This window comes from Leifsonia sp. Leaf336, assembly GCF_001423695.1.
Lineage (GTDB): Bacteria > Actinomycetota > Actinomycetes > Actinomycetales > Microbacteriaceae > Leifsonia.
Genome location: NZ_LMOZ01000003.1, coordinates 201,795 through 215,535, shown reverse-complemented (window position 1 = coordinate 215,535; position 13,741 = coordinate 201,795). Strand labels below are relative to the sequence as shown.

9 protein-coding genes are annotated in these 13,741 nt (G+C 69.8%); 6 read left to right on the top strand and 3 right to left on the bottom strand.

The window, feature by feature from the left end:
* Window positions 1-61 precede the first annotated feature (61 nt).
* On the bottom strand, window positions 62-784 hold the full coding sequence (locus ASF88_RS16305; protein WP_235493521.1) for an SDR family oxidoreductase: 723 nt from the start codon (window positions 782-784) through the stop codon (window positions 62-64).
* A gap of 234 nt (window positions 785-1,018) precedes the next feature.
* Between ASF88_RS16305 and ASF88_RS16300 the strand changes: the two genes are divergently transcribed.
* Window positions 1,019-4,405 carry a DUF5107 domain-containing protein gene (locus ASF88_RS16300; protein ID WP_082519032.1) on the top strand — a complete coding sequence of 1,129 codons (3,387 nt, stop codon included), beginning with the start codon at window positions 1,019-1,021 and terminating at the stop codon, window positions 4,403-4,405.
* Window positions 4,406-4,427: 22 nt separating this feature from the next.
* Here ASF88_RS16300 and ASF88_RS16295 read toward each other — a convergent pair whose 3' ends face one another.
* A complete protein-coding gene (locus ASF88_RS16295; RefSeq protein WP_235493581.1) occupies window positions 4,428-5,261 on the bottom strand; it encodes an AraC family transcriptional regulator in 834 nt (277 codons plus the stop codon).
* Window positions 5,262-5,449: 188 nt separating this feature from the next.
* Here ASF88_RS16295 and ASF88_RS16290 point away from each other — a divergent pair, with 188 nt between their 5' ends.
* The 5 genes from ASF88_RS16290 to ASF88_RS16270 are packed head-to-tail and all read left to right on the top strand — an operon-like array spanning window position 5,450 to window position 11,579.
* Window positions 5,450-6,739, top strand: coding sequence for an ABC transporter substrate-binding protein (locus ASF88_RS16290; protein ID WP_055921153.1), 1,290 nt, complete (start codon window positions 5,450-5,452; stop codon window positions 6,737-6,739).
* Window positions 6,736-7,641, top strand: a complete 906-nt coding sequence (locus ASF88_RS16285; RefSeq protein ID WP_055921150.1) for a carbohydrate ABC transporter permease — start codon at window positions 6,736-6,738, stop codon at window positions 7,639-7,641. The genes ASF88_RS16290 and ASF88_RS16285 overlap by 4 nt, the downstream gene beginning before the upstream one ends.
* Window positions 7,638-8,531: a carbohydrate ABC transporter permease gene (locus ASF88_RS16280; protein ID WP_082519030.1), complete on the top strand. Its 894-nt coding sequence runs from the start codon at window positions 7,638-7,640 to the stop codon at window positions 8,529-8,531. Before ASF88_RS16285 ends, ASF88_RS16280 begins: the two co-directional genes overlap by 4 nt.
* Before the next feature lie 5 nt (window positions 8,532-8,536).
* Window positions 8,537-10,675 carry an alpha-galactosidase gene (locus ASF88_RS16275; RefSeq protein ID WP_055921147.1) on the top strand — a complete coding sequence of 713 codons (2,139 nt, stop codon included), beginning with the start codon at window positions 8,537-8,539 and terminating at the stop codon, window positions 10,673-10,675.
* On the top strand, window positions 10,659-11,579 hold the full coding sequence (locus ASF88_RS16270) for an aldose epimerase family protein (protein WP_055921144.1): 921 nt from the start codon (window positions 10,659-10,661) through the stop codon (window positions 11,577-11,579). Before ASF88_RS16275 ends, ASF88_RS16270 begins: the two co-directional genes overlap by 17 nt.
* Before the next feature lie 57 nt (window positions 11,580-11,636).
* On the opposite strand, the gene ASF88_RS16265 is transcribed toward ASF88_RS16270, so the two are convergent.
* A complete protein-coding gene (locus ASF88_RS16265; RefSeq protein WP_055921141.1) occupies window positions 11,637-13,721 on the bottom strand; it encodes an NPCBM/NEW2 domain-containing protein in 2,085 nt (694 codons plus the stop codon).
* Between the last annotated feature and the right edge of the window lie 20 nt (window positions 13,722-13,741).

Sequence of the window (13,741 nt, the reverse complement as noted above, 5' to 3'; positions counted from 1 at the left end):
ATGGACGTGAAGCGTGAATCGGATCACCAGGTCTGCTCGGCCGCCCGCACCAGCAGCTCGTTCACCGCGACCCGCCGGGGGCGGGTGACCATGTAGGCGACGGCGTCCGCGACGTCGGCCGGCTGCAGCGCCTCGTCGAGACCTGACGTTCCGCCGCCTCGCGCACTGCTGAGGAGTTGTGACTGACGAGCTCTGTGTCCACCGTCCCCGGTTCGATCACACCGACCCGCACTTTCTGGGGCACGAGTTCTTGGCGGAGCGCTTCGGAGAACGCGTTCACGCCGAACTTGGTCAGGTTGTAGACGCTGCTGCCTGGCCGAGCGACTCGTCCGGCCGTCGAGCTGATCGTGACGATGTCGGCGATGCCTCGTGCGGAGTCCTGTCCGGCGTGGATCAGGTGGGGGAGGGCCGCATGGGTGATCGCGAGAACGCCGTTGACGTTGATGGCGAGCATCCGCTCCCAATCGTCGACACTGGCCTGCTGGGCCGGGCCCAAGAGCATGACGCCCGCGTTGTTGACAAGAATGTCGAGCCGGCCGGTCCGATCGACCGCGGCCTCCACAGCGGCCTCCGCCGATCCTCGATCAGCCACGTCGCCTTCGATCACGATCGCCCGTCTGCCGGCTTCCGTGATTCCCGCCGCGACGTCGTCGAGGCGGTCTCGTCGCCGCGCGACCAGCGCCACCGTCGCCCCCTCCGACGCAAGCCTTCGTGCCGTCTCGGCGCCGATCCCGCTACTCGCTCCGGTCACCAATGCCGTCGCGCCGTCCAATGCTCCCGCCATGATCTCTCTCCCGTGTATTCCCTCTACCCGCTCGACTCGAGCACATTCAGCAGCATCGATGCCGCATGGTGCAAGCCTTACCTCACAGGAGTGGAATCGGGAGGCCCTTCGGCCACAGCGCAGTCCATCGTCGGCAGCGTCGGATTGGTCGGGGCCAAGCACAAGAGAATCGTCCATGTTCTGCGTGGGAACGCATATGTTGTAGGGGTCAGGGCGGCCCGTAGGGTCGCATTTATGTCTGCTGTTCCCCCCTCGTTCCCCCTCCCTCCCGTGCCGGAGAGCCAGCGCGACGCCGCCGTCGCGGCGTGGGGGGAGCCCGTTGATGTTCGCACCTATGAGCCGGGGGAGCCGGGGCGTCTCCCTGCTTTCCTGGAGTCGCGGGTCTATCAAGGTTCGTCCGGTCGGGTGTACCCGTTGCCCTTCATCGAGTCGGTCAGTCATGAGGCGACGACCCGCACGTGGCAGGCGGTGCATCTCGAGAACGAATACCTTCGGCTGGTGATCCTTCCCGAGCTGGGTGGACGCGTTCACATCGCGATCGACAAGACCACCGGCCAGGACTTCTTCTACCGGAACGACGTGATCAAACCGGCCCTGGTCGGTCTCGCCGGGCCGTGGATCTCGGGAGGGATCGAGTTCAACTGGCCGCAGCACCACCGTCCCGCCACCTTCCTGCCGATGGACTGGACGATCGAACGCGAGCCCGACGGTTCGGTCACCGTGTGGTGCAGCGACCATGACCCGTTCGCCAGGATGAAGGGCATGCACGGTATCCGTGTGCGACCGGGCAGCGCTGTTCTGGAGGCCAGAGTGCGGCTGTTCAACCGCACGGAGACCACGCAGACCTTCCTCTGGTGGGCGAACGTCGCCGTCCGTGTGCATGACGAGTACCAGTCGTTCTTTCCAGGGGACGTCCACGTGGTCGCCGACCACGCCAAACGCGCCGCGACCGCGTTTCCCGCCGCCGACCAGCCGTATTACGGCATCGACTACGCGGCTCGCGCCGACCGGAACAGCCCCGCGTACGTCGCGGACGATGCCGACCGGATCGACTGGTACCGCAACATCCCCGTGCCCACGTCGTACATGTGCGTCGCCAGCGAAGACGACTTCTTCGGCGGCTACGACCACTCCACGGCGCTGGGCTTCGCGCACGTCGCCGACCACCACATCGCTCCGGGCAAGAAGCAATGGACGTGGGGCAACTCCCCGTTCGGCTGGGCGTGGGATGCGAACCTCAGTGACGACCGCAGCGCTTACGTCGAACTGATGGCCGGGGTCTACACGGACAACCAGCCGGACTTCTCCTACCTCGCCCCGGGCGAGACGAAGTCGTTCAGCCAGTTCTGGTTCCCCTATCACGGCATCGGCCCGCTCACGCAGGCGTCGACCGACCTGGCGATGAGCCTCGTGGTCAGCGGAGACGGCGCAGAGCGGATCGCGGACATCGGCCTGGCAGCCACCCGCGTGTTCGAGGGTGTCGAGCTGCGGCTGATCGACAGCTCGGGTGCACTCGTCTGGGAGGAGCGGGCGTCGGTCCGACCTGGTCGTCCGTTCGTCGTCAGGGTGCCTGCTGCGATCGCCGGTGATCTCGACCTGGTCGCCGAGGTCGACGACGTCGAAGTGCTCCGATCGACCACCCGCTACCGGGACGCGGCCGCCGACGGCTTCGAGACGGCGACCGAGCCTCCCGCCCCAGCCGAGATCGACTCGATCGACGAGCTCTACCTCACCGGCGTCCACCTCGCCCAGTACCGGCACGCCACCAGGTCGCCCGAGCCGTATTGGCAGGAGGCCTTGAGGCGCGATCCGGGCGACTCCCGCTCGCACGTCGCCATCGCCTCGGCCCGGCTCGGAGCCGGCCGCCTGACGGAGGCCGAAGAACACCTCCGCTCGGCTCTTCGCCGCCAGACGCGGCGCAACCCGAACCCGGCCGACGGCGAAGCCTCGTACCTCCTCGGCGTCGTGCTGTCGGAGACCGGTCGCGATCAGGAGGCCGACGGCGCGTTCGCGAAGGCGGCGTGGACGTACGCCTGGCGGGCGCCGTCAGCGCTGGCCCGCGCCCGCATCGCCGCCCGCGCCGGTCGCTGGAGCGACGCGCTCGAACAGGCCGAGCTCGCCGCCCGCCTCGACGCGGACCAGCTGCAGGCCGCGGCGGTCCGTGTGATCGCACTGCGCACGCTGGGTCGTGCAGCGGAGGCGGAGGAGGTCCTGGCCGCAGCGCGCGCGCTCGACCCGCTCGACGCCTGGTTGAGGGACCTCGCCGGCACGCCGGCGAACACCGACGCCGGAACGCTGCGCGACCTCGCGGGGGAGTACCGATCGCTCGGGATGTCCGCGGAGACGCTCCGCGTCCTGGAGGCAGCAGCGCTCGCCGCTGTCACCCTGCCGGTGCCCGGAGCGGGCGACCCGCTCGCCCTCATCCACTACGCCAGGGCGGAGCTGCTCGAAGAGCTCGGCCGCGTCGATGAGGCGACCGCTGCCCTCCGGGATGCGCGCACCGTCTCCGTCGACCGGTGCTTCGCCGGCGGCCGCGAGGATGCGCGCGTGCTCGAACGCCGGGTCCAGCGCACGGGCGACGCCCGCGCGCACGCACTGCTGGGCCACTGGCTCTACTTCCACCGCCGCTACGACGAAGCGATCGCGCACCTCGAACGCGCAGTCGAGCAGGCGCCCGACGACGCGGTGTCGCTCCGCGGCCTCGGCCTCGCCGCCTACAACGTCCAGGGCCGACCCGAGGAGGCTGTGCGCCGGTACCGGCAGGCGGTGGACGCCGCACCGCGCGACGCGAAGCTGCGATACGAGGCCGACCAGCTCGCCCGCCGCGTGGGCGCCGCTCCGCAGGAACGACTTGACGCCCTCGCCGATGCCGGCGAGCTGATCGTCGAGCGGGACGACCTCGCCCTCGCCTACGCGGAGCTGCTCGTCCTCGTCGGACGTCACGCCGAGGCGATCCGTCTGCTGTCCGGTCGCCGGTTCAGCCCCTGGGAGGGCGGCGAGGGCGAGACCATCCGGGTGTGGACGCTGGCCCAGCGCGCCGCGGCGAACGAGGCTCTTCTCCTCGGCGAGCCCGACCGCGCGGTGGCCGCGCTCGCGAGCGCGGTCGACGTTCCCGACACCCTCGGCGAAGCACCGCACCCCCTGGCCAACCGGTCCGACCTCCTGCTCGCATTCGGCGACGCCAATCAGGCTGCCGGGCTGACGGTGGCCGCCGAGGAGGCGTGGCGCGCGGCGGCGACGAGTGCGGGGGACTTCACCACGATGTCAGCGGTTCCGCACTCCCCGATGACGTACTATTCGGTGCTCGCGGCACGACGGCTCGGCGACCAGGACCGCGCGGACCGGCTGACCGCCGAGCTCGCGGACTACGTGGAGGTCGAGCGGCGAGAGCGTGCGAAGATCGACTACTTCGCCACGTCCCTGCCGACGATGCTGATCTTCCGGGCCGACATCGAGCAGGTCCACCGTGACCTGGTCGCGGTCATGGACGCCGAACTGGCGCTGCTGACGGGTGATCCGTCCCGCGCGGCGACGATCTTGGCCCCGGTCCTCGACCGCGACCCCGCCGCCACACTCGTGCGGGAGCTGCTGGGCGAAGCGGAGACCGCGTACGTCAACTGAGCCGCGCCGGCGACGACCGGGATCAGCCCTTGTGCTGGTCCCGGTACTCGCGCGCCGTCATGCCGTGCACCTTCTTGAACTGGCGGGCGAAGTAGAACGAGTCGGGGTAGCCGACCTCCGCCGCGATCGCCGCCACGGTCGCGGAGGTCGTGTCGAGAAGCTCGCGGGCTCGCGACATGCGCAGCATCGTCTGGTACTGCAGCACCGGATAGCCGACATGCCGTTTGAAGAGGGCGCTGAAGTGGGATGTGCTCAACGACGCCATCGATGCGAGTTCCGGAACCGTCACCCGGTCTGCGATGTGCGCCCGCAGGTACTCGGTGGCGTGGTCGATCACATCGCCCGCGTCATCGGCGCGGGAGCGTTCGGAGGCCAGCAGGGTCAAGGTGTGCCACGCCGCGCCGGCAGCCGCATTGAGGCTGGACGTCGTGCTGTCGCGTTCGGTCCACGCCAGCACCTCCGACATCAGCGACACGATCGGGTACAGGTCTCGAGGCCGGCGGACCGGGTTCTCCACCGTCATCCCGGACGCCGCGAGAAAGGGCTCCACGTCGGGCCCCGCAGCGTGGAACCACCACAGCGTCCACGGGTTGTCCACATCGGCGCCGTACGCGTGCGGCTGACGGGGTGGAAGGACGACGACCTGCCCCTGGTGCACGGGGAATCGTCCAGCTTCCGTTTCGCACCAGCCGGATCCGTCGACGCAGGCGATCACGATTGCTTGCGCGATCGGCGTGGTCCGGCGGCGTCCGTGGGAGTCGGCTTTCGGGAAATAGCCGCTATCCGTCACGACCAGACGCGTTGTTCCGGGCTGCTGGAGAAACTCGCGGACGCGTGGCCGGGGGAGAACCAGCATGCGCTGGCCCGGGAATCCATCAGGGATGAGCACCGGATGATTCTGCGTCATCGCCATCGAAATGTCCAGATACACCAACGGTTTCTGCTACGGCGACGCTCCGTGTCGACCTAGCGTGGATGTCAGCCGGACGTAGGATCTTCCTTCGGCCGACCCCTTGCAATCACCCCCACGGAATGGAGTCGATGATGACCCGAAAGACCACCCGATGGTTGACGGCGCTCGGCAGCGCCGTCGCCGCGACGGCGCTGCTCGCAGGCTGCGTCTCCACGTCGGGCGAAGCGCAGCAGGCCAAGAGCGGGCCGGACGCCTCCGGACCCCTCATCCTGCAGTCCCGCTTCACCGATGCGGAGAAGGGCGGCCTCGACAAGCTGGTGAAGGAGTTCAACGCCAAGGGCGAAGGCCAGGTCAAGGTCAACACCATCCCGACCAACACCTTCAACCAGCAGCTTCCGTCGTACCTCACCTCCAAGAACCCGCCGGACGTCTACACCTGGTACGCAGGCCAGGCCACGCGCGACTTCGCCGACCAGAACCTCCTGCTCGACCTGTCCAGCGTCTGGAAGGACCACGGCAGCGACTTCCCGGCCTCCCTCAAGTCGCTGAGCCAGGACTCGTCCGGCAAGGAGGTGTTCGTCCCGACCGGGTACTACTGGTGGGGCGTCTACTACTTCAAGAGCGACTTCGAGAAGCTCGGCATCACCCCGCCGAAGACCTGGGACGAGTTCCTCGCCGACTCCGCCAAGATCAAGGGCCAGGGCGTGACGCCGTTCACCGCCGGCCTCAGCGACAACGCCTGGCTGGCCTCCGCCTGGTTCGACTACCTGGACCTGCGCATCAACGGCGCCGACTTCCACCTGAAGCTGCTTTCGGGCAAGGAGAAGTACGACAGCCCTCAGGTGCGCAAGGTGTTCGCCGCCTTCAAGCAGGTGCTCCCGTACTTCGACCCGGCGGTGCTCGGCACCACGCAGAACCAGGCGATGAGCGACTTCTCGCAGGGCAAGGTCGCCATGTACCTCCTGGGCGCGTGGGCGCAGCCGTCGGTCCCGGCCGACAAGCAGAGCGACCTGGCGTTCTTCCAGTTCCCGACGATCGACCCCTCGGTGCCGGTCGCCGAGGAGGGGCCGACGGACGGTTTCATCGCCAGCGTGAAGACGGACAAGCCGAACCTCACGAAGAAGTTCCTCGACTACGTCGCCAGCCCGCAAGCGCAGACGGACCTGGCGGCGAGCCAGCAGGGCACCTACCTGCCGGCGAACTCGAAGGCGAAGCTGAACCTCGACGCGCTCTCCAAGCAGGGCAAGGACATGCTGGAGTCGGCCAAAGCGGTCACGCAGTTCTACAACCGGGATGCGGGTGACCCCCAGCAGACGCCGGCAGACACCGCGCTGACCAGCTTCATCGCCCACCCGGAGAACCTCGACCAGATCCTGAAGGACTGGGACGCGGCGTCGGCGAAGATCCGGGCGACTTCGTGACCTCTCTCACCTCTGTTCGCGGTCGGCGGCGGATCTCCATTCCGCCGCCGATCGTGTTCGCCCTCGTCCTCATCCCGTTCCTCGTGGAGGCGGTCGGCGTCTTCTGGCCTGCATTCCAAGGCGTCAGCCTCTCGTTCCTGCACTGGAACGGGATCGGGCCGGCGACCCCGGTCGGCGTGCAGAACTACGTCGACCTGTTCGCGGACCCGATCTTCCTCACCGCCCTCAAGAACACCGCGATCTGGATCGTGCTGTTCGGCGGCATCTCCTTCGCCGCCGGGCTCGGCGTCGCTCTGCTGTTCCAGTCGGAGCGCCGAGGCGTCGGCATCTACCGCACGGCGCTCTTCCTGCCGATCGTCTTCTCGCTCGTCGTCACCGCCCTGATCTGGGGCGCGTTCTTCCAGCCCAACGGCGTCCTGAACAACGTCCTCGACGCCGTCGGTCTGCACAGCTGGACCCACGTCTGGCTCGGCGACTCGAGCACCGCGCTCTACGCCGTGATCGTCGCCGCGCTGTGGCGCGAGATCGGCTACGTGATGGTGCTGTTCATCGCCGGGCTCAAGGCCCTCGACCCCGCTGTGCAGGAGGCCGCCCGCGTCGATGGCGCCACCGGCTGGCAGCGGTTCTGGCACGTGACGATGCCGCAGCTGCGCAGTGTCAACCTCGTGGTGCTGTCGGTGCTCATCATCGACTCGCTGCGCTCCTTCGACATCGTCTGGGCGATGACCCGAGGCGGCCCCTATCACTCCACCGAGCTGCTGAGCACGTACATGTTCTCCACCGCCTTCGGCTCGCACGCCCTGGGCTATGCCTCCGCGATCGCCGTCGTGATCTTCATCCTGGCGATCGCCGTCATCGTCTCGTACCTCGTCCGCGCGCTCTCCGAGGAGAAGGAGTCATGACCGCCACCGCCGCCCAGACCCGCACCGCCGGCGCGCGCCCCGCGACCACTGTCCGCCGGCGCAGCCGCCGCAGGACCGCCGTGACCGTCGGCTTCCACACCAGCGGCATCCTGATCTCGCTGGCGTGGTTCGCGCCGATCCTGGTCGTGCTGATCACCTCGTTCCGCACCTTCGACGACATCTCCGCGAACGGCATCGCCAGCCTCCCGCACACCTTCACGCTCAGCACGTACGTGCAGGCGTGGAACCAGGGCGGCCTCTTCCAGGCGCTCGTGAACAGCATGATCGTGACCATCCCGACCGTGATCCTGACCCTGCTGTTCTCGGCCGCGGCCGCGTTCGGACTCAGCAGGTACCGTGTGCCGTTCCGCCGCACCCTCCTGCTCGTGATGCTCGCGGGCAACCTCCTGCCGGTGCAGATGCTGCTCATCCCGGTGGCGCGCCTCACCCAGCAGCTCAACGTCTACGACACCCTCGGCGCCTTGATCGCCGTGCAGGTCGCGTTCGGAATCGGGTTCTACACCTTCGTGCTCTACGGCTTCATGCGCACCATCCCGCACGAGCTGCAGGAGGCCGCCACGCTCGACGGCGCGAGCACGGTCCGCATCTTCCTGCAGGTCATCCTCCCGCTGACCCGCCCGGCGCTCGCCGCGCTCGGTGCGCTGTCGTTCACGTGGGTGTTCAACGACCTGCTCTGGTCGATCACGCTGCTGCAGACGTCCGAGAAGCTCCCGATCACGGCGGCCGTGCTGTCGCTGCAGGGCGAGTACGTCTCCAGCTGGTCGGTCATCGCGGCGGCGACCGTCGTCGCGGCCATACCCTCCACCATCGTCTTCCTGCTCTTCCAGCGCAGCTTCATCGGGGGCCTCGCCCTCGGATCGGTGAAATAGAACACATGCACGTCGACACGGACCTGGTCCACCTGCGCGCGGGAGGCACGAGCGTCGTGGTCCTCCTCGATGACGCCCGCCTGCCGCGGATCCTGCACTGGGGCGACGACCTCGGCGACCTGAGCGCGGAGGAGCTCGACGCGATCGCGCGCACGGCCCGGCCGGCGATCGGCGACAGCGTCGTGACCTACCCGCAGCCGGTCCCGGTGCTCGCGCAGCTCCCGGAGGGCTGGCTCGGCCGGCCCGGGCTGGTCGGCGACTCGGCCGGGCGCCGCTGGGCGCCGGTGTTCCGGGTCGTGTCTGCGGAGGTCGACACGGCGGCCGAGGGGACGACCGTGACCGTGTCGGCCACGGACGACGCCTTCGGACTCTCGCTCACCCTCGAGCTCGCCGTCTTGGAGGCGAGCGGGCTCATCCGCCAGCGTGCGCGACTCCGGAACGATGCCACCGATGCGTTCCGCGTCGACGGTCTCGAGCTGGCCCTGCCCGTTCCCGCGGAGGCGGACGAGGTGCTCGACCTCACCGGCCGTTGGGCGCTGGAGCGCGTTCCTCAGCGCCGCGCCTTCGACGTCGGCGAGTGGGTCCGCACCTCCCGCGGTGGCAAGCCCGGTCTGGAGCACACCCTCCTGCTCGCGGCGGGCGAGCGCGGCTTCGGCTTCCGCTCCGGCAGGGTGTGGGCGACGCACCTCGGCTGGAGCGGCAACCAGACCCTCGCCGCCGAGCGCACCCCGGCGAACACGCGCCGGCTCTCGGCCGTGGAGGGCCTCGCGGCCGCCGAGGTCGAACTCGCGCAGGGCGACGAATACGTCACTCCCTGGCAGTACGGCTCTTGGGGCGACGGACTCGACGAGCTGGCCGCGCGGTTCCATCGGCACCTGCGCACCTCTGCCGCGTACCCGGCGGGTCCGCGACCCGTTCTGGTCAACACCTGGGAGGCGGTCTACTTCGACCACGACCCAGCGGCGCTGACCCGGTTCGCCGAGGAGGCTGCAGCCATCGGCGCCGAGCGCTTCGTGATCGACGACGGCTGGTTCACCGGTCGCCGCGACGACACGACGTCCCTCGGCGACTGGGAGGTCGACCCCGAGCGCTGGCCGGAGGGGCTCGGCCCGATCGCCTCCCGGGTCCGCGAACTCGGGATGGACTTCGGTCTCTGGTTCGAGCCGGAGATGATCAACCTCGACTCGCGGCTCGCCGCCGAGCATCCCGACTGGATCTTCGACGCCGGCCACGGTCCCGGCCTCCCGTCGCGGCAGCAGCACGTGCTCGACCTCGGGCATCCCGAGGCGTACGCCTCCGTACTCGAGCGCATGAGCTCCCTCATCGGCGAGCTCGGGATCGCCTACGTGAAGTGGGATCACAACCGCTACCTGCTCGACGCCGGCCACACCCCGACCGGGCGGCCGGGCCTTCGCGCGCAGACCCTCGCCGCCTACCGGCTCATGGACGAGCTGCACCGTCGCCACCCCGGGCTCGAGATCGAGTCGTGCGCGAGCGGCGGCGGCCGCATCGACCTCGGAGTGCTGGAGCGCACCCAGCGCGTCTGGCCGAGCGACTGCAACGACCCGCACGAGCGTCTGGAGATTCAGCGCTGGACCGCCCTGCTCGTGCCGCCGGAGCTGCAGGGCACCCACATCGGCGCGGAGGAGTCGCACACCACGCACCGCAGCCATCCGCTGTCGTACCGGGGCGAGAAGGCGATCTGGGGTCACCTCGGCGTCGAGACCGACCTGCTGACCGCCTCCGAGGAGACGAAGCAGGCGCTCGCGGCGTGGATCGCCTTCCACAAGGAGCACCGGACGCTGCTGCACGCGGGCGTCGCCGTGCACGCCGATCTGTCCGAGGCCGCCGCCCGCTTGGAGGGAGTGGTCGCCGCCGACTCGTCGGAGGCGCTCTACGCCTACTCGCTGACCGAGCGGCCGCGCACCTGGCCGGTCGGCCGCGCGGGCCTTCCCGGTCTGGACGATTCGCTGATCTACGAGGTGAGAGCCGTGTACCCCGCCGGCGAGCGCCCGGGAGGTGACCAGCCGCCGTGGCTGGCCGACGGAGTCGTCCTCAGCGGGCGCGTCCTGCGGCTGGTCGGGATCGAGCTGCCGTCGCTGGACCCGGACCGGTCCGTGCTGCTGCATGTACGCGCGGTCTGAACCGCTCGTCCTCTCGCGCACCGTCGCCGGCCGCTCGGTCGGCGCGACCGTCTCGCCGGTCGGAGCGAGCCTCCAGAGGCTCGGCGTGGACGGCATGGAGCTGGTCTACGGTGACGACGCCGGCCCGGTGGCGTCGTCGGGTGCCGTGCTCGTGCCGTGGCCGAACCGCGTCCGCGGAGGCCGGTGGCTGCTCGACGGGACGCCCCAGCAGCTGGAGGTCACCGAGCCGGGCGCGGGCAACGCCCTCCACGGACTGGTCGCGACGACGTCGTTCGCGGTGACCGCGCGCGACGAATCCTCGGTGAGCCTGGAGGCGGGGGTGCGTCATCCGCTCGGATACCCGTTCGATCTCGGTGTCGTCGTCTCGTATCGGTTGGAGGCGACCGGGGTCCGTTCGTCGATCACAGTCGTGAACCGCAGTGCGGTGGCGGCGCCGGTCGCGGTCGGCGTCCATCCGTATGTGCGCGTCGGCGAGGCTCCCGCAGCGCACCTGCTCCTGGAGGTGGACGCGGAGCGCACCCTGCTGCTCGGCGACGACGACCTGCCGCTCCGCCTGGCGCGGGTCGGCGGGACCCGGTTCGACCTCCGCGAGCCGACCGCCCTGGTGGAGGCGCCGTCGCACGCGGCCTACACCGGCCTGAGGCCAGTGGACGGCCGCGTCGGTCTGCGGTTGATCGACCGGCGTTCGTCGGACGCCGTCGAGGTGTGGGCGGACGATCGGTTCGGCTGGGCGCAGGTCTACGTGACGCGCGAGCTGCCCGGTCTGCCGGCCGGCGGTCTGGCGGTGGCGCTGGAGCCGATGACCGCGCCGCCCGACGCGTTCAACTCGGGGACCGACCTCCACTGGCTGCCGCCGTCGTCGCGCTGGGTGCGGAACTGGGGCATCGACCTCGGGAGGGCATGACTCGGGAGGGCATGAAGAAGGGGGCGTGCGACTCGCACGCCCCCTTCTCGATCTGCGTCAGCTGCAGCTGATCAGCGGCGCCGCCCAGTCGGCGCGGTCGTTGTACCCGCCGTCGCCGGCGTCGCCGACGTGGAGGACGAGTTCGCGCGCACCGGAGAGGTCCACGTCGAAGCTCACCGCGGTTCCCCGGGCGACGACTCCGCTGTCCCAGACCGTCTTGCCGTCGGCGACCAGCGAGAAGGTCGCCGTGCCGCCCTCCGGGCCGACGTTGTCGACGACGTCGTCGATGCCGACTGCTCCGGTCACGCGCGTGCACACGCCGCCGACGTAGTACCGGATGTCCGACGGGCTCGCCACCCCGAGTCCGGTCGGGTAGGTGACCCCGGCGACCCGGATCGGGTTGCCGCCGCCGACGCTCTGGTCGACAGCCGGCGTCATCCACCCGCTCGTCGCGGAGATCCAGGGCTGGTGCGACAGCGGCTGGTCGGCGCCCGACGGGGGTGCCGGTGCGACGGTGACCGTGGCGGCCGGAGACGCGACGGTGACTGCGCCGCGGATTCCGGAGAACGATACGGTCGCGCCGATCGTCGAAGCACCGACCGGTGCCCCGGTCGGCACGGTCACCGTGAAGCTCGCCGTCGCCGTCCCTCCCGGGACGATCAGCTGCGGCTGCGTGCCGGTCGCCGTGCTCGTCCATCCCGCCGGCGTCGTCAGCGAGACCTTCGGCCGCAGGGCCGGGGTGGTGCCGTCGTTGCGCAGGCCCACCGTCACAGCGAGCTTCGCGCCCGCCGAGGCGAGGAGGTCGCCCGTCGGGGTGATCGCGGTGCCGTTCACGGCGGTGAACGACGGTGCGCTCACCAGCACCCGTGGGCTCTGCGGCTGACCGGTGCCCTTGCGGACGATCAGCACGGAGACGCCGTGCGCCGGAACACTGGAGCGGATGCTGTCCTTCGCTTCGCTGAGGGCGTGCGTCCAGGCGTCCTTGACAGTCACCCGGGTCGCGTCGATCCCGACGGCGGACGGGGTGGTGGCGATGTCGGCCGCGGAGTCACCGCGATTGACGAGAGCGACCGCGACGGAGCCGTCAGAGAGCGGCTTCGTCCAGGTCTCCGTAGCGCCGGCGGGTCCGACCCGCACGGCCTGCTTGCCGAGCGCGTCCCGGTCGATGGCGAGCAGGTCGGGGTTGGTGAGCGTCGCGACCGTCGCCGGGCTGAACGTGCGGGGGTCGCTTCCGACGACCAGCGGAGCTGCCGACATCGACCAGAGCGCCATCTGCGAGCGGAACTCTTCATCCGTCATACCGAGCTGCGGCCCGAGGTAGTCCGGGTCGTTCCAGTGACCGGGACCCGCGGCCTCCGGGTGCCGGGCGTTCGCGTCGAAGTTGCGGAGCACGTCGGTGTATTTGATCGAGTTCACGAAGCCGACGTCGGTGTAGGTTCGCCACGACTGCGCGATCGCGGGAGCGTAGCTCCACGTGTTCGTGGACTGCTGCGACTCGGGATAGTTCCCCCAGTCGGGCGAGGTCACCGGGTTGCAGATGTTCAGGATCATCGGCCGCCCGCTGCTGTTGTGGCGCAGCGCATCGGCGAACTGGGTGTAGACGGTCTTCGGGTCGAGGTTCGCCGTGATTCCGCACAGGAAGTCGACCTTGACGGCGTCGAAGCCCCACTTCGCGAAAGTGTCGGCGTCGGTCTGGTAGTGCCCGTAGCTGCCGAGCCCGCACGAGCCGGGGATGTACGGTCCCGCGTCCGTGTAGATTCCCGCCTTGAGACCCTTGGCGTGGATCGCGGCCGCGAGGGAGGCCATCCCGTCGGGGAATCGCGCAGGATCGCCCTGCAGCTGTCCATCGGCTCCGCGCGGGGTCGACGCCTGCCAGCCTCCGTCAAGCCACACGATGTCGTATCCGGCCCGGGCGAGGCCGCTGGAGACGAGTTTGTCGGCGACATCCAGCACCTGGGTGGCCGTGTAGTCGCCGCCCAACCCGAAATAGGTGTTCCAGCCGGCGTACGGCGTGGCGGCCAGCACCGGTGCGGGGGTGTCTGCGCGCGGGGGAGCCGCGGCCGCCGGGACGGCGGTCGCGGTCAGCGCGCCCAGCCCGAGCAGTGCGGCAACGCCCAACCCGACCAAGCGTTTGGTCAACATGTAAGCTCCTGACTTCGTCG

Bases quoted from the DNA above. Each gene is read 5' to 3' on its own strand.
- ASF88_RS16275 (WP_055921147.1), top strand. From the start codon at position 8,537: ATGCACGTCGACACGGACCTGGTCCACCTGCGCGCGGGAGGCACGAGC.
- ASF88_RS16280 (WP_082519030.1), top strand. From the start codon at position 7,638: ATGACCGCCACCGCCGCCCAGACCCGCACCGCCGGCGCGCGCCCCGCG.
- ASF88_RS16290 (WP_055921153.1), top strand. From the start codon at position 5,450: ATGACCCGAAAGACCACCCGATGGTTGACGGCGCTCGGCAGCGCCGTC.
- ASF88_RS16305 (WP_235493521.1), bottom strand. From the start codon at position 784: ATGGCGGGAGCATTGGACGGCGCGACGGCATTGGTGACCGGAGCGAGT.
- ASF88_RS16265 (WP_055921141.1), bottom strand. From the start codon at position 13,721: ATGTTGACCAAACGCTTGGTCGGGTTGGGCGTTGCCGCACTGCTCGGG.
- ASF88_RS16295 (WP_235493581.1), bottom strand. From the start codon at position 5,261: ATGCTGGTTCTCCCCCGGCCACGCGTCCGCGAGTTTCTCCAGCAGCCC.
- ASF88_RS16300 (WP_082519032.1), top strand. From the start codon at position 1,019: ATGTCTGCTGTTCCCCCCTCGTTCCCCCTCCCTCCCGTGCCGGAGAGC.
- ASF88_RS16270 (WP_055921144.1), top strand. From the start codon at position 10,659: ATGTACGCGCGGTCTGAACCGCTCGTCCTCTCGCGCACCGTCGCCGGC.